At 45.3% G+C, this 23,777-nt stretch carries 17 protein-coding genes; all 17 read left to right on the forward strand.

Annotation, left to right across the window (positions count from 1 at the left end; translation table 11 throughout):
- Nucleotides 1-50: 50 nt before the first annotated feature.
- The 17 genes from ACZYTD_RS08695 (at nt 51) to ACZYTD_RS08775 (ending at nt 23,776) form a co-directional block, all read left to right on the forward strand.
- On the forward strand, nt 51-2,162 hold the full coding sequence (locus tag ACZYTD_RS08695; RefSeq protein WP_463891308.1) for a DUF6311 domain-containing protein: 2,112 nt from the start codon (nt 51-53) through the stop codon (nt 2,160-2,162).
- Between the two features lie 277 nt (nt 2,163-2,439).
- Nucleotides 2,440-3,477, forward strand: coding sequence for a GDP-mannose 4,6-dehydratase (gmd, locus tag ACZYTD_RS08700; RefSeq protein WP_463891309.1), 1,038 nt, complete (start codon nt 2,440-2,442; stop codon nt 3,475-3,477).
- Complete coding sequence (locus ACZYTD_RS08705) at nt 3,477-4,367, forward strand: GDP-mannose 4,6-dehydratase (RefSeq protein ID WP_463891311.1); 891 nt, start codon at nt 3,477-3,479, stop codon at nt 4,365-4,367. The genes gmd and ACZYTD_RS08705 overlap by 1 nt, the downstream gene beginning before the upstream one ends.
- A complete protein-coding gene (locus ACZYTD_RS08710; RefSeq protein ID WP_463891312.1) occupies nt 4,364-5,506 on the forward strand; it encodes a glycosyltransferase family 4 protein in 1,143 nt (380 codons plus the stop codon). The genes ACZYTD_RS08705 and ACZYTD_RS08710 overlap by 4 nt, the downstream gene beginning before the upstream one ends.
- Nucleotides 5,506-6,615, forward strand: a complete 1,110-nt coding sequence (locus tag ACZYTD_RS08715; RefSeq protein WP_463891313.1) for a glycosyltransferase family 4 protein — start codon at nt 5,506-5,508, stop codon at nt 6,613-6,615. The genes ACZYTD_RS08710 and ACZYTD_RS08715 overlap by 1 nt, the downstream gene beginning before the upstream one ends.
- 59 nt (nt 6,616-6,674) lie before the next feature.
- Nucleotides 6,675-7,631, forward strand: coding sequence for an NAD-dependent epimerase/dehydratase family protein (locus ACZYTD_RS08720; protein ID WP_463891315.1), 957 nt, complete (start codon nt 6,675-6,677; stop codon nt 7,629-7,631).
- A 146-nt stretch (nt 7,632-7,777) separates the two neighbouring features.
- Nucleotides 7,778-8,647, forward strand: a complete 870-nt coding sequence (locus ACZYTD_RS08725; RefSeq protein ID WP_463891317.1) for an MraY family glycosyltransferase — start codon at nt 7,778-7,780, stop codon at nt 8,645-8,647.
- Nucleotides 8,644-10,653, forward strand: a complete 2,010-nt coding sequence (locus ACZYTD_RS08730; protein ID WP_463891318.1) for a polysaccharide biosynthesis protein — start codon at nt 8,644-8,646, stop codon at nt 10,651-10,653. The genes ACZYTD_RS08725 and ACZYTD_RS08730 overlap by 4 nt, the downstream gene beginning before the upstream one ends.
- A gap of 814 nt (nt 10,654-11,467) precedes the next feature.
- On the forward strand, nt 11,468-12,529 hold the full coding sequence (locus ACZYTD_RS08735; protein ID WP_463891320.1) for a capsule assembly Wzi family protein: 1,062 nt from the start codon (nt 11,468-11,470) through the stop codon (nt 12,527-12,529).
- A 36-nt stretch (nt 12,530-12,565) separates the two neighbouring features.
- On the forward strand, nt 12,566-15,214 hold the full coding sequence (locus tag ACZYTD_RS08740; protein WP_463891321.1) for an SLBB domain-containing protein: 2,649 nt from the start codon (nt 12,566-12,568) through the stop codon (nt 15,212-15,214).
- 101 nt (nt 15,215-15,315) lie between these two features.
- On the forward strand, nt 15,316-16,284 hold the full coding sequence (locus ACZYTD_RS08745; protein WP_463891322.1) for a Wzz/FepE/Etk N-terminal domain-containing protein: 969 nt from the start codon (nt 15,316-15,318) through the stop codon (nt 16,282-16,284).
- 278 nt (nt 16,285-16,562) lie between these two features.
- Entirely contained in the window at nt 16,563-17,465 is a 903-nt protein-coding gene (locus ACZYTD_RS08750; RefSeq protein ID WP_463891324.1) for an exopolysaccharide biosynthesis polyprenyl glycosylphosphotransferase, read from the forward strand.
- A 237-nt stretch (nt 17,466-17,702) separates the two neighbouring features.
- Nucleotides 17,703-18,701, forward strand: coding sequence for an FAD-binding oxidoreductase (locus ACZYTD_RS08755; RefSeq protein WP_463891325.1), 999 nt, complete (start codon nt 17,703-17,705; stop codon nt 18,699-18,701).
- Between the two features lie 5 nt (nt 18,702-18,706).
- A complete protein-coding gene (gene rfbF, locus ACZYTD_RS08760; RefSeq protein WP_463891327.1) occupies nt 18,707-19,480 on the forward strand; it encodes a glucose-1-phosphate cytidylyltransferase in 774 nt (257 codons plus the stop codon).
- A 5-nt stretch (nt 19,481-19,485) separates the two neighbouring features.
- Complete coding sequence (gene rfbG / locus ACZYTD_RS08765) at nt 19,486-20,565, forward strand: CDP-glucose 4,6-dehydratase (protein WP_463891329.1); 1,080 nt, start codon at nt 19,486-19,488, stop codon at nt 20,563-20,565.
- Nucleotides 20,566-20,680: 115 nt separating this feature from the next.
- Complete coding sequence (gene rfbH / locus ACZYTD_RS08770) at nt 20,681-21,994, forward strand: lipopolysaccharide biosynthesis protein RfbH (RefSeq protein WP_463891331.1); 1,314 nt, start codon at nt 20,681-20,683, stop codon at nt 21,992-21,994.
- A gap of 66 nt (nt 21,995-22,060) precedes the next feature.
- Entirely contained in the window at nt 22,061-23,776 is a 1,716-nt protein-coding gene (locus ACZYTD_RS08775) for a thiamine pyrophosphate-binding protein (RefSeq protein ID WP_463891332.1), read from the forward strand.
- The last annotated feature ends 1 nt before the right edge of the window (nt 23,777 follow it).

The following is a 23,777-nucleotide window of genomic DNA, read 5'->3' on the forward strand; positions in this document are numbered from 1 at the left end:
AGCTTGTATAGTTATTGTCAACAGTCATTTATCGTGTGGTCAAATATTATATGACAAAATTATCCAGGTTTGATTTTAAGTTAATATCTAAGGCAACTCCATTTGTTATAGGGTTGATTGCATTCTTTGTAGTAGTTGGAGAAAGTGTATTAAATACAAGCAATATAGGTTGGTTAGAGAGTGGAGATCCTGCTCAGCACTATCTGGGATGGCTTTTCTTTAGAAATTCTGACTGGAGCTTCCCACTTGGATTGAATCCTGCATTCGGTTTGGAGATAAGTAATGCAATCATATATAGCGATTCTAACCCACTCATGGCTATTCTGTTTAAGATGCTCTCACCATCATTACCGAGTGTTTTTCAATACTTTGGTATTTGGTTGCTAATCTGCTTTCTTCTTCAATCATACTTTGCGTATAAGATTGTTAGTATAATTTCCGAGTCTTGGGTTGTTCGTTTTTCAGGAACTGTGCTTTTCGTTTTTTCTCCTCCGATGATGGCAAGGTTGTTTGGGCACCTGAGTTTGGTTGGGCATTTCTTTATTTTGGCTGCAATCTTTCTAGCATTAAAAAAACAAATAAAGATGCGCCCATTAATCTGGGCTATGTTGTTAACTTTATCTGCAATGGTTCATGCTTATTTATTCATTATGTGTTTTGCTGTTTGGCTGGCAGACCTAATTGATAGCTATAGGAACGAAGTTTTTTTTGCTAAAGTAGCATTTAAAGAGCTGCTATTTGTGATGTTATCGATCACTTTAGCTTGTTGGCAAGTGGGGTATTTCTCAATTCATGATGGAGCAGCTGCTGCTGGATATGGTTATTACCGCATGAATTTACTATCACTAATCGATTCAAACGGCTGGTCTTACATTATCCCTGATTTTAGTTCTTCTCCAGGAGAAGGTGAGGGGTTTAGTTATCTCGGATTAGGTTCTTTATTCGTTTTTCTGTTGTTTATGCTTTCTTTGATATCAGGTGAACAGCGTCAACGCGTCTTTAATGTTATAAGTCGTCATAAGGCATTGATTTCTGTGGCCTTGCTTTTGAGTTTATATGCTATTACCCATTTGATTGCTTTTGGTTCATTTGAGGTTTCCATAAAAGTTCCAGATATATTCGTGAGGCTGGCAAATGTATTTCGTGCTTCTGGTCGTTTATTTTGGGTTGTGTATTATTTGATTATTACATGTTCGATTTGGGGTGTAGTTAGGTTTTTTAGATATCGAGCTTCAATAGTGTTATTGATAGCTGCAATTGCTCAGATAATAGATACAAGGGCTATGTACCAACACTCTATACATGACAAGTTTAGTTCTGAGTCAAGCTCAGCATGGAGCTCTAAGCTAATATCACCATTTTGGGCATCAGTCGCGGAAAAATATCATAAAATTCGTTGGGTTAAACCAGATTATGTCGGGCCTCATTGGCAAGAGTTGTCTGCATATGCAGCTTTACATCACTTATCAACCGATGCCGTATATCTCGCTAGGGTAAGTCATTCGGCATGGGGAAAACTTAATGATATGTCATTAGAAGCTATTAGATATGGCAGATATCAGTCAGATTCACTTTATGTTTTGGATGATCACTCATTCCAGTTAGCTGCAATGTCGATTGATCCTAATCGGGATTTGTTGGCCCGTGTCGATGGGTTCAATATTATCGCGCCAAACTGGAAGAACTGTGTGGCTTGTTTTAATGTTGATGAACTTATGTATGAAGATATTTATGAAAACGTACCGTTAGGGCAAGAGCTGTCTTTTGCGGCTGGCGGAGATGGAGTCCCATATTTGCTAAATGGATGGTCCATGCCTGAATCATGGGGTATTTGGTCTGATGGAGTTAAGGCTAGTTTGGCTATACCCTATTTAAATCCAAACTTTCACAGTTTAAAAATTGACGTTTCTCCATTTATACAGGCTGGTCACAATAAGCAGTTAATTGAAGTTTATTTAAATTCTGAATATTATAAATCGCTCTCATTTGATTCGATTGGTGATCATGGCATTGTTATTGATGTAGCAAAGGAAATGTTGATTGGTAAGCATGTGCTTTATATTGATTTAAAATTTTATTCTGCTGTTAGCCCTAAGGAAATTAATTTATCCAACGATAGTCGACTTCTTTCGCTAGGGTTGAAATCCATGCAGATAAATTGATTACTTGGGTTTTTGAAGCTAGTCTTAATATTTGAACTCTTTGAGTGTTTGTTGTGCTATGTGATGGCGATGCAATGATGGGATAGAGGATCTGATTATAGTTTCTAAGCATTACTACTTTCTGTACTCGTTTTTACATATCACGGCAGAACAGGTTGCTTCAATTTGTTTTTGTCTGGCCTCTGGCGTCAGAACTGATGTCTGTTATATAATTAAACTGATATTTAATTTTCAATCAACTTATTGACATAAGCGTCGTTATCGTAGGGATTTTTTTATGAGTCGCTCTGCAATTATTACTGGTATCACTGGCCAAGATGGTGCCTATCTGGCTGAACTTCTCCTTGAAAAAGGATACCATGTTTATGGAACTTATCGCCGTACCAGTTCAGTGAACTTCTGGCGTATTGAGGAATTGGGCATAGATAAGCATCCAAATCTTCACCTAGTTGAATATGATCTGACCGATCTATCGGCCAGTATTCGTCTATTGCAGACAACCAAGGCTACAGAAGTCTACAACTTGGCGGCTCAAAGCTTTGTAGGTGTTTCTTTTGATCAACCTATAACTACGGCTGAGATCACTGGTATCGGCCCGGTAAATTTGTTGGAGGCAATCCGCATAGTAAACCCGAAAATTCGTTTCTATCAGGCATCGACCTCTGAAATGTTTGGCAAGGTTCAAGCGATTCCACAAATCGAAAGCACCCCATTTTACCCCCGCAGTCCATACGGTGTTGCCAAGCTCTATGCACACTGGATGACAATCAACTATCGGGAGAGCTATGATATTTTCGCCTGTAGTGGAATACTTTTTAACCACGAGTCGCCACTGCGCGGTCGCGAATTTGTTACCCGCAAGATCACTGACGCGGTCGCCAAGATCAAACTAGGTAAGTTGGACGTACTTGAGTTGGGTAATATGGATGCGAAGCGGGATTGGGGTTTTGCCAAGGAGTATGTTGAAGGTATGTGGCGCATGCTGCAGGCCGAGCAACCAGATACCTATGTCTTGGCCACTAATCGCACCGAAACTGTTCGTGATTTCGTATCCATGGCTTTTAAAGCAGCCGGATTTACCCTCAAGTTTGAGGGGGAAGCCGAAGCAGAAGTTGGTATTGATGTAGCAAGCGGCAGGGTACTGGTTCGGGTCAATCCCAAGTTTTATCGCCCGGCTGAAGTTGAGCTCCTGATTGGTAATCCCGCTTATGCACGTGAAAAGCTTGGCTGGGCTCCGAAAACTACACTGGAAGAGCTGTGCCAGATGATGGTTAACAATGACCTGCGCCGTAATGAGCAAGGATTTTCATTCTAATGACTGAAAAGCGAGTCTTGATAACCGGGATTCAAGGTTTTACCGGCCGCTATATGGCGGCCGAAATGACCGCTCATGGATACCGCGTTTATGGTTTGGGCCCAATTGAGTCTGCTGAGGTGGATTACGTTCAGGCTGATTTGGGCGATAAGGTTGCGCTGCAGAATGCAATTAGCCACATTCTTCCTGATGTAGTCATTCATTTGGCCGCACTTGCATTCGTTGGCCACGGTAATGCCAATGATTTCTATCAAGTTAACCTGATCGGCACTAGGAATTTACTCTGCTCACTGGCTGAAGCAACTAAAAAGCCGGAGGCTATATTGATAGCCAGTAGCGCGAATATCTACGGAAATCGCTCTGGCGGCATGCTAAATGAGCATACCCAACCTGATCCAGCAAATGACTATGCGGTCAGTAAGCTGGCGATGGAGTATATGGCAAGACTCTGGATGGATAAGTTACCTCTGATTATCTCCCGCCCTTTCAATTACACCGGTGTGGGACAAACGGAGAACTTTCTTTTACCTAAGATTGTTGCTCACTTTAAACGCAAAGCTGAGTTTATCGAGCTGGGTAATTTGGATGTGTGGCGCGATTTCAGTGATGTACGTTCTCTCGTACAAGCATATCGGCGGTTGATAGAGGCTAAGGCTTTTGGCTACACTATAAACGTCTGCTCTGGTAAAACCTATAGTTTGCGTGAAGTGATAGCTATGTGCGAAACATTGTCTGGACATAATATAGATATTCGGGTGAATCCGGCATTTGTCCGTGCAAACGAAGTAAAAACTTTGTGTGGTGATGCTGAATTACTGCGTACGCTGGTTGGTAACTGGCAAACACCTGAGCTCGAGGATACGCTCCGCTGGATGCTGGAGGCAGAGTGAAGGTTATCCTCTCTGTAGAGCCAGTTCGCTTTCCTCTCACCGGAATCGGACGATACACTTGGGAGCTGGCATCAGCACTGATGCTGGCTCCTCAATTGTCGGAATTACGTCTGTTCTCTGGACAGAGGTTTTTGCCTACACTACCACAAGCTGATAATATAGCGACTCACCAGCATAGCCTCAAACAGTGGGTACAAAAAAGTTATCTTGCCACTGAAGCATATCGGTTGCTAATGCCTTTATTACGCCAAATAGCATTACAGCCTTATAAAGATCATCTCTATCACGGCCCTAACTTCTTCCTACCTCCTTTTCCTGGAAGGAAAATTGCCACCTTTCATGATCTTTCTCCTTTCACTTGGTCTCATTGTAATACTCCGCAGCGGATTCGATATATTCAGAAAGAGTCATTAAAGACTATTCACTGTGCTGATGCCTTGATAACCGATTCTGACTACACTCGTCAGGAAGTCGCCCGTTATTTTAATTGGCCCATCGAACAAATTTATTCCGTTCCTTTGGCTTGTTCATCTGATTTTCACCCTAGAGATGAAACTGAATGCCTGCCTGTTCTGGAAAAATACAAGCTTAAATACTCCAGCTACACTCTCTTTGTTGGAACTATAGAGCCTCGCAAGAATTTAGTAGCCCTGCTTGATGCCTATTCACGCTTACCCTTATCTACGCGAAAACATGTTCCTCTTATCTTGAGTGGTTACCAGGGATGGCAGAACGAGGCCATTATGGTCAAGATAAAACAGGCAGAGCGTGAGGGGTGGGCTAAATATCTGGGATTCCTCCCTGCCAATGAGTTACCATTGCTGTTTTCTGGTGCTAATGTGTTTTGTTTTCCTTCATTATACGAAGGGTTTGGCCTGCCAGTGCTTGAAGCAATGGCATCAGGTGTGCCTGTGGTCTGTTCTAATTCTTCATCACTGCCTGAAGTCATTGGCGATACAGGCCTCACCTGCCCTGCTGAGGATGTTGTTACACTAACTGATTTGCTACGAATAGCTATTGATGACAAATCTTGGCGTAGTCAGGCAATCAATCAAGGTCTTGCTAGATCTGCTCTATTCTCATGGCAGCGTTGTGCGCAGCAGACCATTACCGTTTATAATAAAGTAATTGCAAATTAATGCGTATCTTACATTTCTTTAAAACCTATTATCCCGTTGCTTATGGTGGCGTCCAGCAGGTGATATATCAGCTTGCGGAAGGTGCTTGTCAGCAAGGAGCGCAGGTGGATGTTCTGTCTTTGGGACCTGATGATGTAACTGGTGAAAATGTAATTGGATTACATAGAGTCTATACCGCTCGACAAGACATATATATAGCTTCTACTGGTTTTTCATGGTCTGCTATCCGGGATTTTAAAAGGCTAGCTGCCCAGGCTGATATTATCCACTACCATTTCCCATGGCCCTTTATGGATTTGGTGCATTTCCTGGTGCATCCTAACAAACCAACTGTGGTCAGCTACCATTCAGATATTGTTAAGCAAAAGCATTTGCTGCGGCTTTACCAACCACTGATGCTGCGCTTTCTCAATGATGTGGACGCAGTAGTCGCTTCATCACCTAACTATGTAAAAACCAGTTCTGTGTTAAATTCCCTAAAAAGGCCACCTGAGATAATACCATTTGGCTTGGACCCTAACTCTTACCCAAAGTCATCAAGTTTATTGCTAGAAAAGTGGCGTGAGCGTGTGGGGAATAAGTTTTTTTTGTTTATAGGTTTTCTGCGTTATTACAAAGGACTTAACTATTTACTTGATGCAATGGACGGGTTGGATTATCCGTTAGTAATCATAGGTGAAGGTCCCTGTGAGAAGGATTTAAAAGAACAAGCAACAAAGCTTGGCTTGAAGAATATTATTTTTGTTGGTGCAATAGCTGATGAGGATAAATGTGCTTTACTTGAGCTTTGTTACAGTGTCGTTTTCCCATCTCATCTTCGTTCGGAGGCTTTTGGCATGACGTTGCTCGAAGCCGCTATGTTCGGTAAGCCGATGATTTCCTGTGAGATAGGAACAGGAACTACATTTATCAATATTGATGGTGTGACGGGGGTAGCTATTAAACCCAAGGATCCTGTTTCGTTAAGAAATGCAATGCAAAAACTATGGTGTGATAGTCGCCTGGCTACATCATATGGTGCCAATGCTAGGTCTCGATTTGAAAATAACTTTTCGTCTAAATTGATGGTTGATAAATATTATAAACTTTATGAAAGGTTGCTGAGGTAATTATCGTCTTATAATATGGTTGTGTGTGTAATTCCTTATGTTGCATGTTCGAGATTCCTATGCTGATTAAATCTAAGAAAGTTTTAATAACTGGTGCAAGTGGTTTCGTTGGGTATGGGTTATTAAGCCATTTAATTAGTCGTGGATACAGTGTTAAGGGGGCCATCAGGCATAATCTAGATAAACCATATCAGGTTTTTTCCCCTGATTTAAATGTTTCTGCAGATTGGTCTGAAGTTTTGAGTGATGTAAGTGTTGTTGTTCATTGTGCCGCTCGTGTCCATGTTATGAATGAAAAAATTGCCGATCCGTTGTCGGCTTTCCGTACCGTGAATACTGATGGAACACTTCATTTAGCTCGGCAGGCGGCGGCGGCTGGTGTAAAACGATTCATATTTTTGAGTTCAGTAAAAGTAAACGGTGAATGTACTGAGCCGGGGAAGCCGTTTTCTGAAGGCGTGATAACTCCACCCACTGATCCTTATGGACTATCCAAGTATGAGGCGGAACTTGGATTGCTGGCTCTTGCCAGAGAGTGCGATATGGATGTGGTCATATTGCGTTTACCTCTAATTTATGGTGCCGGTGTCAAGGCCAATTTTGCCAGCATGATCCGTTGGGTGCGCTCCGGTATTCCTTTGCCATTTTCGAGGATAAAGAACCGCCGCAGTATTCTGGGATTGGGTAACCTTTGTGACTTCATCACTCATATCCTGGCGCATCCTGCTGCGGCCAATCAGGTCTTTATGGTTGCAGATGCCAAGCCTATCTCGACAAGTGAGTTGATGTTAGCTATCGGTGATGCGGTGGGGAACTCCTGCCGACTGTTCTATGTTCCTCGGCAAATTATCTATGGGGCGGGCAAATTATTAGGGCTTGACGCCAAACTGCAACGTCTTTATGGTTCTCTCGAAATTGATACAAGCAAAGCACGGGATCTTCTTGCTTGGAGCGCGCCATTTGACCTTACTGATGAATTGAATCGTGCCATTCGTCAACCATCCGAGAGAAATTAATGTCACTTTTTTTAGGCCTGCTGTTTCTCTTTTTGCTTTCGTTTGTAACAACGGGCTTAATGCGTCGATATGCGCTACGGCACGATCTGCTTGACGTTCCTAACCATCGAAGTTCTCATCATTTGCCAACTCCTCGGGGAGGGGGGATGGCTATAGTTGCTACCTTTTTAGTTGGACTACCACTACTACATTGGTTATTCGGGCCAGATGTAACATCTTCCCTAGCCTTGATTTGGCTGGCTACCGCTTTGATCGCAGTATTAGGCTTCGTGGATGATCATATTTCGTTGAGTCCCAAGTTTCGTTTGCTCTGTCAGTTTCTGGTGGCTTTCATCGTGATATGGGCTATGCGTGATGCCCCCGTTCTGCAGATCGGTTCATGGCGAATCAATCTCGCTTGGTTTGGTTATATAGTCTCCGTGCTAGGTGTGGTTTGGTTGATTAACCTTTATAACTTTATGGATGGGATTGATGGGTTAGCTGCTATTGAGGCTGTTTCTGTCTGCATCGTGCTAGCTCTAGTGCATTGGCTTGGGGGCGGAGATAGTCTTATATCGTTGAGTGTATTAGTGCTCCTTGTTGGTGTCGGTGGCTTCTTATGTTGGAATTTCCCTCCTGCCCGCATATTTATGGGTGATGGTGGTAGCGGATTTCTTGGATTGGCTTTGGCTGCCATGATGTTGTTTGATGCACAGCATGAGCCTCGAATTTTATGGATTTGGTTAGTTATGCTCGGGGTATTTGTGGTGGATGGCACGTGGACTCTGCTGACCCGTTGGCGTCTTGGTTGTAAATTGAGTGAAGCTCATCGTACCCATGCGTATCAATATGCATCTCGTCGCTATAATAGCCATAAAGTTATTACATTGACTGTACTCGCCATCAACATGTTGTGGCTGTTTCCAATATCTCTACTTGTCTTTTTTGGCGTGGTTGATGGGGTGATTGCGTTATTCATGGCCTATTTACCTCTGTGTACTCTTGCATATTATTTTCGGGCAGGTATTCCGGAATGAGCTCAGTGCTTAATTCGATTGGCAGCAAATTGCTCGTTTTTCTCGGGACGCTATCCAGATCTGGGAAGCGTTGGGTCTCTGTTATAACAGACAGTGTTCTGATTTCACTGGCATACTGGGGAGCTTACTGGGTTAGGTTGGATTCATCCTTTCCAATTTCTAGTCATGAACATTGGGCGCTACTGGTATTGCTTATACCCATTAGCCTGTTTGTGTTTGTTAGATTAGGGTTGTATCGGGCCGTATTACGTTATGTCAGTTTCAGGGTGTTGTGGACCATCAGCTTGGGGGCAGCATTTTCCACAAGCTTTTTTGTTTTGGCTGCTTTTTACTTTGATGTGTTTTTGCCTAGAACCGTTTCGGTAATTTATATGGCATTTTCCGTCTTGTTGATAGGCGGTGTGCGTCTTTTCTTTCGGGCTTTGCTCAATACAACAAAGTTAGCTCGAATACCGGTTATTATTTACGGTGCTGGTGCATCCGGACGGCAGCTGCAGGTCGCCCTTTATCAAGGCGTTGAATTTTATCCTGTCGCATTTGTAGATGATGATCATTCAAAACTTGGCTGTGTGATACAAGGGGTTACAGTATATTCTTCTCGCAGTCTAGCCTCTCTTATCAAACAGCATGAGGCAAAAAAAATCTTATTAGCGATTCCTAGTAGTAGTCGAACCCGTAGACAAGAGGTCTTACGCGAACTTGAACATTTTCCATGCGAAGTTCTTTCCATTCCTGGTATGGTCGATCTGGTTAATGGCAAAGCGCGTATTGATCAACTGAATGAGGTTTCCATTGAGGATTTGTTGGGGCGTGATGCAGTCGCTCCTGATCCAGAGCTGATGCATGCCAATATACAGGGTAAGAATGTTCTGGTTACTGGAGCTGGCGGATCAATCGGCTCTGAGTTGTGTCGGCAAATACTAAGGTGTAGTCCGAATCGATTAGTATTATTTGAATTGTCTGAGTTTGCACTTTATTCGCTAGAGCGAGAGTTACGACAGCAACTTGTTGATGAAGGCTTGGCCGTTGAGCTAATTCCTCTGTTGGGCTCGGTACAGCGAAAAAATCGCCTCAAGGCTGTCATGGAGAGCTGTAACATTCAGACTGTATATCACGCCGCTGCCTATAAGCATGTGCCACTAGTCGAGTATAATGTTGTCGAGGGAATTCGGAATAATGTATTTGGAACTCTCTTTGCTGCACAGGCAGCAATCGAGGCCAAAGTAGAAACATTTGTTTTAGTTTCTACAGACAAGGCGGTGAGGCCAACTAATGTGATGGGGGCGAGTAAGCGATTAGCTGAGTTAATCCTTCAGTCATTATCCAGCGAAGAATCGCTCACTCGCTTCAGCATGGTCCGTTTCGGCAATGTACTGGACTCTTCCGGTTCAGTTGTCCCATTATTTCGAAGCCAGATCCGAAATGGGGGGCCGGTAACAGTAACGCATCCGGATATTATTCGTTACTTCATGACTATCCCGGAAGCGGCTCAGCTGGTGATCCAGGCTGGAGCCATGGGGGAAGGTGGAGATGTATTTGTACTTGATATGGGTGAGCCCGTCAAAATTCTGGATTTAGCTAAGCGAATGATTCGCTTAACTGGCCTTACGGTGCGAGGAGAATCTCGGTTGGATGGGGATATTGATATTGTTATTACCGGGCTTCGTCCAGGAGAAAAACTATTTGAGGAGTTACTCATTGGTGATGATGTAAAGAGTACATCTCATCCTCGTATTATGCGAGCTAATGAGTATTCTTGTGCGTGGGGTGTGTTGCGTCAGTTGCTGTTATCTCTTGACGTTGCATGCCACGAATTTCAGCATGAGGTGATAAGGGAGTTGCTATTATCTGCTCCAATTTCATTTATACCAACCGATGGAATTGGTGATCTAGTTTGGCAGGCTAAGCAGAATAGCTATAATATCAATGGGAAATCTGCAGACAACAATCCTCTTGATTGTCATGTAGATACCATGGACTTCAAGCAGGAACCTTTTTCTGTATGATGTCCGATTTCAACTTCTTGTTTTAATTCGTTGACCTCGTCAAAATGTTAGGATTAGTTATGGCACATTATATTGAATCTCTTCTAGCGTTATCTATGCTTGCATTTGATGTGTGATTTCTTGTTAGTAAGTCAATACTGGTTAAGCACTAATATAGTTGAATTTTACGCTGCTACCTCGGTCTAAACATAGGCTGCAACGATAATCTTGTTATTTAAATCTGCACATTTAGTCTATTCTTCAGGACAATTTGAACTTTTCAATCTTTCAACCAAGACGTATATCTAGGTGATATTTTAATCAATTTTTGTTGTCCATCACGGACCGTTCTCGTCTGGCTGTATCAACATTCGAAATTAAGGTATCATCTGCAGCAAAATTGTTAGTGATAAAACTGGATGACCGGTGGTTGTGTGCAATGTGGCGGCATAAGTCAGGGGCGGTAGCGTGTTTTTTTTATGCACACTTGGTGTGATGTGCTGTGAATTTTTAGCGAAGAGGCCTTGTGATTGAAAATTAAGCTTCTTAGCGTGAACTATGGTGAGTTGCTGTGACTATGCTCAGGCGTGCACTTCTCACTATATGCGCTATCACAATAATATTGCATTCTGATCAATTGGTTGCATCGCCATGGATTGAAGCCGATGACGCTTTTCTTCGCTCGGATCTGCAGTATCTAGCTGATACAGGGGTTCTGTCCCTTCCAACCAGTACCTACCCTGTGCGCTGGTCGCTGCTAAGTGACGACCTTTCGCGCGTAGACATCAGTGCATTGACGTCCGCGCAATACCTCGCTTTTCGTCACGTGCAATCCATGCTGGATTCTGCACGACTGGGACGAGGATCCAACCATCTAACAGTGGCGTTGGCAAATCAGGCTCAATCTTATCCTTCAGGCTACTCTGGCAATTTAAGGAATCAGTATCAGATCACCGCTAGTCATGAGATTACGGAACGTGCTTTCTCTATGCGCTTGAGTAGTGGATTTCGAGATGCGCAAGATAGCTCTGACCGGGTGAGTTTTGATGGCTCCTACTTTGCTGTCGCCAAAGATGACTTCAGTCTGAGCATTGGCTGGATGGAGCGTTGGTGGGGGCCTGGTTGGCAGCATGCATTGGGTTTTTCGCAAAGTAGTGAGCCCATCCCGGCGCTGGCTATGAGTTATCTGAATCCAACGATACCTTTACTTGGCAGCCTGTGGTTTGAGACCCTGTTAGGAAAGCAGGATAATGGACTGGCGGATGATTATCTTGCCGCTAGTCGTTTAGCCTTCAAACCAACTACCTGGCTTCAAGGCGGCTTAAGCCAGAAGAGTTGGTGGGGGGGAGATCCCGACTCCACGAAAGGGAGTGAAGCTCTCTCGGCTCTAGTCGCCGACAATAATAGTAACCTTCTTACTGCCGATATTCGTCTGGGTACGTGTCTTCCTGCTGATGGGGCCGGCGGCCTCTACGGCGAGAAAGCATGGCTCAAGGGGGATGCAGCCGATCACTGGCTATGGGGCACGGATGCCCAGTGGTTGGTTAACAAGCAGATGATCCGGTTGGTGATAGAATATGCAAGCCGGATAGGTGAAAGTCGTAGCCGTGATTCGGAGTATCAAGGCCTATGGACACAGCGCTACCGACCCGCTGTGGATGCCATGCCAGGCTCCAGACTGAGTATTGGACAATACTGGCAATTCAGTAACGATCAACAGCTTTCTTTCTTTATGCATAAGCAAGGCTTTGATGATAGTAACAGTGTCTGGTTAACTTCGACTCGTTACCAATTCTTTGCATTCAAGGGGCGAGTAACATTGCTGGTAGATAAAAATGCTTCATCAGATGAGCACCATGAGTATACCCTGGGTACTCGCTATGAATACAGGTTTTAAATTTTGGCGGCGCTGAGTTTAAGGATTAACAAGGTAATGAATAATATCCTGAAAATGGGCATGTGGCTTTCTGGCATGCTGTTATTTTGCTCTTGGGCAACCGCTGGTGATATACCTCCTGGAATGATGGCAAATTTTAGCCAGCTCTCCCCAGGGCAACAGCAGGCCCTAGCGGCGCAATATGGTGTAGATGTAAGCCAACTAAAAAAACAATCAACCAACGTTTCTAGACCTGTTGTCGATCCTTCAGCAACTACTCTGGATGATCGTTATGTTGATAGCCGCTTGGCTTCTCAGCGCCCTGCTATGCCCGCGCGTAGTCATGCACTTCAGCCTTTTGGTTACAACGTTTTTGCCGGCACTCCGACCAGTCAATCTTCTTTGCAAGATATGCCTGTACCCGATGATTATGTTGTCGGCCCAGGTGATGAAATAAAAGTTCAGTTTTATGGTAAAGAGAACGATAGTTTTGCCATGACGGTCGGTAGAGAAGGGCAGATAGATTTTCCTAAATTGGGTCCTATCAACATAGCTGGTTTAACATTCCAGCAAGTGCGGGAGGAGTTGCAAAGCCGTATTGCAGAACAGTTCATTGGTGTCGATTCTTATATCAGCTTTGGTTCGTTGCGGACCATGCAAATTTTTGTCATGGGGGATGCATACAAACCGGGGGCTTACAATGTCAATGGCTTGACTACTGTAACCCAGGCGCTGCAGATTGCTGGTGGTATCGATACCGTGGGTTCCTTGCGTAAAGTTCAGGTCAAGCGGGCAGGGGAGGTGATCGAGAATATCGACCTGTATCAGATGTTGGTATGGGGCGACAGTAGTCAGGATATTCGCCTTGCTCCTGGTGATACGGTTTTTGTCGCGCCCAAGGGGAGCGAAATCACCATCAAAGGCCTGGTTAAACGCCCAGCCATTTATGAGCTTGCGTCTAGTGCTTCATTGAGTGCCGTACTGGAGATGGCGGGAGGGCTCAAAGCATCGGCTTTGCGGGAAATCAGCATCAACCGTCCGACCGAAACAGGAACACATGTCTATAACCTGAATCTGGCCAATGGCCGAGATCGCAGTTTTTCTATCAAAGATGGCGATGTGATCGAGGTCTTGCCAACTACAACAGAAGTGGCTAATGCCATCGCGGTTAAGGGCGCAGTGATCCGTCAAGGCACATTCAGTTATGAACCTGGTATGCGCGTTAGTCGGGTGTTAAGGAGTGTCGAACGAGATCTCAAGGGCACGGCTGATCTGGAGTATGCTCTGGTTATTCGCGAGATTAACTCTCGTCGTGATATCGATGTAATGCAGTTTAATCTGGGGCGCGCTATTTACCAGCCTGGTAGTTTGGACGATTTAATCTTACAACCTCGAGATCAACTGCTGATCTTCAATGTAGATGCGCGAGATCTGCTGAAGCGAGGCGGAAATACGCTAACAGAAAAAAGTGTTGAGCGGGCATTGCAAGTGAAGAATCGCGAGTTGTCTCGAGATGAAAGAGAGCGGATCGATAGCCAAACGGGCGCTGTGGTCACGAAAAGCGAATTAGAGAATACAGATCAGCTGACGCTCAATGATCTGGCGGATACCACAGCCACCGAGGCGGTCGTCACCGACAGTCGCCAAGCTCTGCTGGCCCCCGTGATCGAGAGGTTGAAGGCTCAGGCCGCTCAGGGTAAGCCGGTACAGATAGCCGAGGTGCGCGGTGAGGTCAAATTCCCTGGCATCTATCCTCTGGGCAGACAGACCACCTTACGAGAGTTGGTGATTGCTGCCGGTGGGCTACAAGAGTCGGCTGATGTGGCTGAACTCTCGCGCGTAACTCTGGGTTATGACACCTTGAATATTTCCCATGAGCGCAAAAATCTGGGGGTGGTTATGAATTCCTCCAGCTCGCCTCTTGCCGTATCAAAGGACAGTCTGAATATTCTCCCTCATCCGGAATGGCGTGAAGAGGCTACTGTGCAGGTATTTGGTGAAGTGAAGTATCCGGGTATCTATACAGTGCGTCGGGGCGAAAGTTTGCATGATTTGATCAACCGGGTTGGGGGGCTGACGGTATACGGCAACCCCAAGGCGGCGGTGTTTGCTCGGGAGGCACTACGTAAACAGGAAGCAGAACGTATTGTTTTTTTACGTGACCAATTGAGGCAAGAAATTTCAACGTTGGCATTAAGACGTCAAAGTAGCGTAGCTAGTTATACATCTTCCCCCACTGAAGCATTAGCCATGGTCAATCAGTTGGAGAGCGGCAAGGCCGTGGGTCGACTCTCTATCAATATGCCCGCTATTATCGACGGTGAGAAGCCGGCTGATATTCTGTTGGAGGATGGCGATAAACTCTATGTTCCTAGCCTGCAAAATGTGGTCTCGATAGTGGGGCAGGTACAGTACCCTTCATCCCACTCCTTTGATGGCGCACTGAATCTGGATGACTATATTAACCGAGCCGGTGGCACCAAGAAGCAAGCAGATACGGATCGCACCTATGTGATCAAGGCCGATGGTTCTGTGATGCTGCCTGGCAGTAATTCCTGGTTTAGCCGTAAGGATCGAGCTCTGGAACCAGGCGATACCATAGTGGTACCTATCGATAGTGACTACATAGATAACCTGAGCGTCATGACTTCGGCAACCCAGATCTTGTATCAATTGGGTGTGGCTTGGTCTGCTATCAATAATTAACGGCTTGTTTATAAGGGTAACCCTAGGGTTACCCTCATTTCTTGCTTATCCAGCAACAACTCTGTTGTTTGGTATTTCTTGTCTAAATAGCGGTGTTTCCCATGTCTAATCGTGTTGAATTACCCCAAGCTCTGCTCACTTCCCCCTATCCTGCCGATGACGAAATCGATCTGGCTCAACTTTTTAGAACCTTATGGCAGGGTAAATGGTGGATCATCGGGCTTGCACTGCTCGGTGCCGTCATGGGGGTTGCCGTTGCACTCTCCCTGCCTAATATCTACAAATCGGAGGCCCTGCTGGCTCCCTCATCTGAACAGCAAGGGGGGGGGCTCTCTGCCATGGCGGGTCAACTGGGAGGGTTGGCCAGTTTGGCTGGCATCAATTTGGGGGGAAACTCCATAGATAAAACCGGGTTAGCGGTGGAGGTGGCTCAATCGCGCCAGTTTCTAACTCATTTTATTCGCCAGCACCATCTTGAAGTGCCTTTACTCGCCGTAACCAAGATGGATAAGGCCAGTGGCAAGTTGGTGATAGATACTACGCTTTATAATGATGTCGTCAAAAAATGGGTACGAGAGGTGCCGAGTGGTAAATCGGTGGCACCCACGGATTGGGAGTTGGTCAAGGCGTTTAAAGAGTTGTTCCAGATCAGCCAGGATAAAAAGAGTGGGTTGGTGACTATTGCTGTTGAGTACTACTCCCCTGAGCTGGCGAAGCAGTGGGTCGATTGGCTGGTAGCCGATCTGAACCTCACCATGAAAGAGCGGGATCAAGCCGAAGCTAAGCACAATATTGCCTATCTCAAAGAGCAGCTGGGCAAGACCTCGATTGCCGATATGCAGAGCGTTTTTTATAAGCTGATTGAAGAGCAGACCAAGACGCTGATGCTGGCTGAGGTCAGCCAGGAGTATGTATTCAAAACATTGGATCCTGCTGTCGTTGCAGAGGAGAAAGCAAAGCCAAAGCGAGCGTTGATTGTAGTGCTTGGTGGGCTAATATTCTCTATGTTTGGGGTTATGGCTGTTTTGCTCCATGGTGCTATGCGGAGTAACTTTAATCGTAGCCAATAAAGCAATTTATATTTTGATGTTTTTGATCTCGATAATGATGAAGTGTTCATATGGCTAGAGACAACGATTGTCTGTTTTACTTATTGACTTTTGAATATGTTTTTATGTTTATAAATAGTCACTCTAATTATGGTATGGCTCATGGGTTATAGTATGTGACACCACTTTTGACTGTTAATAAATTGTGTGCTGTGTGCTGTGTGCTGTGTGCTGTGTGATAGCCGCTAGTTAAGTGTCAGTTAATTGATTGATAGTGAATTTCGAAATGGAATATTGTGATGGAGAATGTTGATTTTATTTATGTCTATTGTCCAGATGAAGATGCGGATGTAGTCACTGAGGCCCTATCTAAAATAGGAATGAAAGGGGTGATTAATGACTACCATTTGACTGATTTATCATCAAAAATAATAGTTCACTACAAACAGTGGAAATTAGAGCATAATGCATGCGAGTTTTTGATCAAAGCAACAGAGTATGGGGCTTGGGTAGAGCCACTGATTAGCTATTTAGATGCAAGATTAGGTTATACAGAAATATCATTATTGCAGCAAGGCTATTTTTTACACCAAAAGGCATTCTCAATTTTGACGCATCGCAGTAATCGAATAATTAAACGATGTTTTGATCTAATATTTGCAACAATACTTTCTGTTATTGCTGTGCCAGTCGGTATCCTGACTGCGGTGGCTATAAAGATAGAGTCCCCCGGAGTAATATTCTATCGTCAAAAGCGAACGGGACTATATAACAATGAATTTGATGTGATTAAGTTTAGATCGATGCGTAGCGATGCGGAAGTTGATGGGGCCAAATGGGCGAGTAAAAATGACTGTCGAATAACTAGAGTTGGTAAATTTATTCGCAAAACTCGCATTGATGAACTGCCTCAACTGTTCAACGTATTCAAGGGAGAAATGTCATTGGTAGGCCCGCGCCCTGAGCGCAAGGTGTTTATAACGAAACTGGAGGGCCAAATCCCATATTATCGTTTTAGACATGCAGTCAAGCCTGGGATAACAGGTCTAGCACAAGTTAAATATCCTTATGGCGCATCTCTTGATGATGCAGTTTGGAAACATAAATATGATATTTTCTACATAAAATACCAATCATTTTTTATGGATGTTAAAATCCTTATTTTAACAGTGAAAACCGTTATTTTAGGAATGGGTCGTTAGTTCCAGAATTGATGTGAACGTTACAGGTCAAGCATATCGATGAGTGATTTTAGGTTAAGCTGGATAGAGTTGAAATAATTCTTGTGTGTTCAAAACCAAATCTGCCCACTGTAATAACAAATCGCGTTCATTTGAATAAGTAATAAGGTGAAAACTTTAAACATACGCGTTGGTTGTGTTATTAATAGTGTCAATGTGGAGTTTTGAATTTAATAGTTAATATTTAGGTGTTAACAGATGTTAGACGTTGTTTTGATTCCTTCTTTAGTTACATTTACATCTAAAGCAGACGAAACCATACTTTCAGCCGCTATGCGTCAGAATATCATATTGGAACACAGCTGTGGAACAGGGCAGTGTGGTGTCTGTAAAGCGCGGGTCCTGACTGGCGAGGTTGTTTTTGAAGATCGACTTCATGTATTGACCGAAGAGGAGATTGCGGCTGGTGTAGTACTGACATGTGTCAGTAGGGCGTTGTCGACAGTCAAGCTTGAGGCAGAGTATCACGCAGAGCTGGCTGACATAATCAAAAAAACGGTGCCTTGCAAGGTTACCGAATTGCGGTTTCCAGTGCCAGATGTAGCTGTGTTGCGACTGCGCCTACCACCGACCGCCCAGTTCAAATATCTGCCGGGCCAATTTATCGATCTTACGGCTCAAGGTGTTACCCGCAGCTATTCGGTTGCCTGTGCCTGTGTCGAAAATAATCAGCTGGAACTGCACATTCGTAAGGTTCTGGGCGGCAAGTTCAGTGAGATCGTATTTAATCAGCTCAAGCCTGAACAACTCTTGCGGTTGCGTGGCCCCTATGGTTCTTTCTTTGTTCGTCAAGGTTCCAGACCGTTGATCTTTCTTGCTGGGGGGACTGGATTTTCACCCGTCAAAGCCATGGTGGAAGACTTGCTTACCAAAGGCGATAAGCGCCCCATTCATATTTACTGGGGCTTGCGTACGGCCGCAGCTATCTATTCAGATCTGACAAGCCAATGGGCAACAGAGCATGACCATATTCAGGCGCACGTAGTGGTGTCAAGTGACGCCTCATGGCTTGGTCGTCATGGTCTGGTTCACGAAGCTGTTCTGCAGGATCTTCCTGATCTTGCTGGTTTTGCTGTCTATGCCTGTGGCTCTTCAGCAATGATTTCTGCGGCCAAAACGGCTTTTTTACAACAAGGGCTGGAAGAAAAGGCATTTCATTCGGATGCCTTTTTACCTGCTGTGACCTCGCGAGGGTAGAATTGATGAAAGCTGTAATTCTGGCTGGTGGTTTAGGGACACGATTGAGTGAGGAAACGATCATCAAGCCGAAGCCGATGGTTGAAATCGGTGGCAAGCCAATTCTCTGGCATATAATGAAGATGTATTCGGCTCATGGCATCAATGATTTTATTATTTGCTGTGGCTATAAGGGATATGTCATCAAGGAGTACTTTGCCAACTATTTCCTGCATATGTCCGATGTCACTTTCAATATGCGTGAAAACCGCATGGAGGTGCATCACAAGCGGGCTGAGCCGTGGAATGTCACACTAGTAGATACTGGTGATGCGTCCCTGACCGGAGGACGCCTTAAGCGTGTAGCCGAATATGTCAATAATGATGAAGCTTTCCTGTTTACCTATGGTGATGGTGTTGCTGATGTGAATATCCGGGAAAGCATCGACTTTCACTTGAGCCATGGAAAGTTAGCTACTTTGACCGCTACCTACCCTCCGGGTCGTTTCGGCGCGCTGGATATCAAGAGCAAGCAGATCCGCTCCTTCAAGGAGAAACCGAAAGGTGATGGTGCCATGATCAATGGTGGTTTCTTTGTTCTCAATCCTAAGGTGATAGATTTGGTCGCCAATGATGGCACTACCTGGGAACAAGAGCCGCTAATGACTCTGGCCGAACAAGGCCAATTAATGGCCTATGAACATGCTGGTTTCTGGCAGCCGATGGATACGCTGCGTGACAAGCTATATCTTGAAGAGCTGTGGGGAAGTGGTAAGGCACCCTGGAAGGTATGGGAGTAAATGCCGTGATTGATGTAACGTTTTGGGAAGGCAAGCGGGTATTCGTCACAGGTCATACTGGTTTCAAAGGGGGGTGGCTCTGTTTATGGCTTGAAGAGATGGGCGCTACGGTTCGAGGTTATTCATTGCCTGCGCCCACCGAGCCCAGCTTGTTTGCGGTTGCCAATGTTGGCTGTGGTTTACTTTCGGAAGAGGGCGATATTCGCGACTTTTTCCATCTGCGCGAAGCCCTGAGCGATTTCAAGCCCGAGATCGTATTTCACACGGCGGCCCAAGCCTTGGTGCGCTTATCATATGTCGACCCGATTGAAACTTACTCAACCAATGTAATGGGTACGGTTCATTTACTGGAAGCAATTCGTCAAGTGGGCGGTGTCAAGGCGGTGGTGAATATCACCAGCGACAAATGTTACGAGAATCGGGAATGGGTTTGGGGCTATCGGGAAGATGAAGCCATGGGCGGCTATGATCCCTACTCTAATAGCAAGGGGTGTGCTGAGCTGGTTGCCTCTTCATTTCGTAACTCTTTCTTTAATCCCAAGGACTATTACAAACACGGGATTGCACTGGCGTCCGTTCGCGCTGGTAATGTGATTGGCGGTGGTGATTGGGCGCTCGATCGTCTGATCCCGGATATCCTGCGTTCATTCCAGAATGAACAGCCGGCTGTGATCCGCAATCCCCACTCCATTCGCCCTTGGCAGCATGTTCTTGAGCCACTCTCTGGTTATTTGCTGGTCGCGCAAAAGCTGTATACCGAGGGCTGTGACTTTGCCGAAGGCTGGAATTTTGGCCCGAACGACAACGATGCCCAGCCGGTGCAGTTTATCGTCGAGAAGATGGTGCAACTGTGGGGCGGCGATGCCAGCTGGCAGCTGGATGGCGCCGACCATCCTCATGAAGCTCACTACCTTAAACTGGATTGCTCCAAAGCCAAGATGCGCATGGGTTGGCAACCACGTTGGGATCTGGTCACCACGCTCGGTCGTATTGTTGACTGGCATAAGGCTTGGCTAGCAGGTGAAGATATGCGGGCTCGCTCACTGCAAGAGATCCGCGATTATATGGCTGCCAAGGCTGGTTAAACCGATAAGCACCGGCAGGCCAGGGGTGGCCTGCTGCCGTTTTCGCCACGTCAGCGGCCGTGCCCGAGAGCACCGCCGCGACCTGGCCCAAACCATTGAACAGGAAACAAGACGAATGACAGCTCAAGCTTTGCGTGAACAAATCTCCCAACTGGTGGCTCAGTATGCTGAAGAGGCTCTGGCCCCCAAGCCTTTTATTGCTGGCAACAGTGTTGTGCCACCATCAGGCAAGGTAATTGGCGCCCGTGAACTGCAACTGATGGTTGAGGCCTCACTCGATGGTTGGTTAACCACAGGACGTTTTAACGATGCATTTGAAAAGAAGCTGGGGGAATACATTGGCGTACCCTATGTGCTGACCACCACTTCAGGCTCATCTGCCAACCTTCTGGCATTGACGGCGCTCACCTCACATAAACTGGGTGCCAAGGCACTCAAACCCGGTGATGAAGTGATCACGGTTGCAGCAGGTTTCCCGACCACTGTTAACCCAACCATTCAAAATGGTCTGATCCCGGTGTTTGTTGATGTGGATATTCCGACTTACAACATTGATGCCTCTTTGATCGAAGCGGCAGTGACCGACAAGACCAAAGCCATCATGGTTGCTCATACCTTGGGGAATCCGTTCAATCTGGCTGAAGTGCGCCGTATAGCTGACAAATATGATCTCTGGCTGATTGAAGACTGCTGTGATGCACTTGGTACCAAGTATGACGGCAAGATGGTCGGCACCTTTGGCGATATCGGTACCGTCAGTTTCTATCCGGCGCACCACATCACCATGGGGGAGGGCGGTGCCGTATTCACCAAGTCCAGCGAGCTGAAGAAGATCATCGAATCCTTCCGTGACTGGGGCCGTGACTGCTATTGTGCACCGGGTTGTGACAACACCTGTGGCCAGCGCTTCACACAACAATTTGGCTCCCTGCCACAAGGGTATGATCACAAATACACCTACTCCCACCTTGGTTACAATCTGAAGATCACCGATATGCAGGCCGCCTGTGGTTTGGCCCAGCTTGAGCGTGTCGAAGAGTTTGTAGAGCAGCGTAAAGCCAACTTTGCCTACCTGAAGGCAGGTCTTGCCAATTGCGTCGAGTTCCTCGAACTGCCGGAAGCCACCGCAAACTCCGAGCCCTCCTGGTTTGGTTTCCCCATCACCTTGAAAGAAACCAGCGGCGTCAGCCGAGTTGATCTGGTCAAGTTCCTGGATGAAGCCAAGATCGGTACCCGCTTGCTGTTCGCTGGCAACCTGACCCGTCAGCCCTATTTTGCCGATCGCAATTACCGTGTGGTGGGTGAGCTGACCAATACCGATCGCATCATGAACCAGACCTTCTGGATCGGTATCTACCCGGGACTGACCCATGATCACCTGGATTATGTGATCGCCAAGTTCGAAGAGTTCTTTGGTCTTAGCTTCTAATCTATAGCGTTGGTAATAATCCTGTGAGCCAGCGAACGCTGGCTCGATTCAATTTAGAGGTTTTTGATGAAAGCATCAGATGCGGTGGCTCATGTATTGGCCGCTAATAATGTCACTCATGGTTTTGAGTTGATCGGCGGTATGATTGCCCACTTGGTTGACAGTATCAATCAGGTGGGAATGACCAAATTAGTATCCCTTCATCATGAACAAGCCGCTGCATTTGCGGCTGGTGGCATCGCTCGAGCTACTAATAATAAACAAATCGGTCTAGCGTTAGCTACCAGTGGTCCGGGAGCTACAAACCTTGTCACAGGTATTGCTGATTGTTGGCTAGATAGCTACCCGTGTGTTTTTATTACGGGACAAGTTAACACCTCAGAACTGAAAGGTGAAAAAAATATTCGCCAGCAAGGCTTTCAAGAGTTGGATATTGTTAGCATAGTTAAAAGCATTACTAAATATTCTGTACAGATTAAAAGTGTGGAAGAATTAATTCCAGAGTTGCAAAAAGCAATTCGCATTGCAACTATTGGAAGGCCAGGCCCTGTACTTATTGATATTCCAATGGATTTACAGCGTGCAGAAATAGACGTGGACAAAATCGATTTAATATCAATGAATGGGGTAATCCAAGGTGGCGAAGATTTATGTGAGCCCCCCGTAGATAAAGAAATATTGAATGCAATAGAACTGCTTCTCACCTCGCCGCGTCCATTGATTTTGATTGGAGGAGGAGCCGTTAATGAACCAAGTTTCAACTCTTGGCATGATAAAGTATCTGAATTATGTGTCCCTCATATATCCAGCTTGAAGGGAAGTGAGAAAACAATAGCAAAACATGGCTATTTCGGCATGGTCGGAGCATATGGAACTCGCACCGCAAATTATGCAGTACAAAATGCTGACGTTATATTGGTGTTGGGTAGTCGTTTGGATGTGCGTCAGACTGGTGCCGACATAAGTGATTTTGCTAGAAAGGCAAAAACAATTATTCAGCTTGATATAGACACGGAGCAGCTGAATAATCGAGTCAAAGCAGATGTTAATTTAGTTGCGAGTTGTGAAACATTTTTTAGGCAGTTTGCCAAATGTAACAAATCCCTTATCAAATGTCATGATTGGCTTGATGAACTAAATCAACACTGGGGGCGGCAATTCATTAACGAATATTGTGACATAAGCATTAGCCCTTTTAGAATATGCGGTCTTCTATCCAAGAATTTTTCAGAAAAAGATGTCCACTTTGTTACCGATGTTGGTAATAATCAAATGTGGGTTGCTCATTCGTTGCTATTGAGTAAAAATCAAAAAATTCATCACTCCGGTGGTCTTGGTGCAATGGGCTTTAGTATCCCAACTGCAATAGGTGTTTGTTATGCGACGCAGAATATTGTGGTAGCCATCACCGGTGATGGAGGTGCTCAACTAAATATTCAAGAGTTAGATATAATCGCAAGAGAGAATCTTCCTATACTCACCATTGTAATAAATAATGAGTCATTAGGTATGGTTCGTGCGTTTCAAGAGTTGTATTTTGATGGCCGAAATCAGTCAACATATTGGAATGGCTACAGTTCTTCTTTTGTTGCTATTGCTGAGGCATATAACATGAAAGCAATTAGAGTCGAAAATGAATTTGATTTCGACCTGGCTATAAAAACTTTCATCAATGATCCAAAGCCTTTATTGATGGAAGTGGTCATGCCTGATGCGCGAGAGTGCCGTCCTCGGCTAGCATTTGGAAATCCTATCGATAGACAATTCCCGCTCGGAGATTGAA

The organism is Pseudaeromonas sp. HNCC25DJ180 (assembly GCF_055413345.1).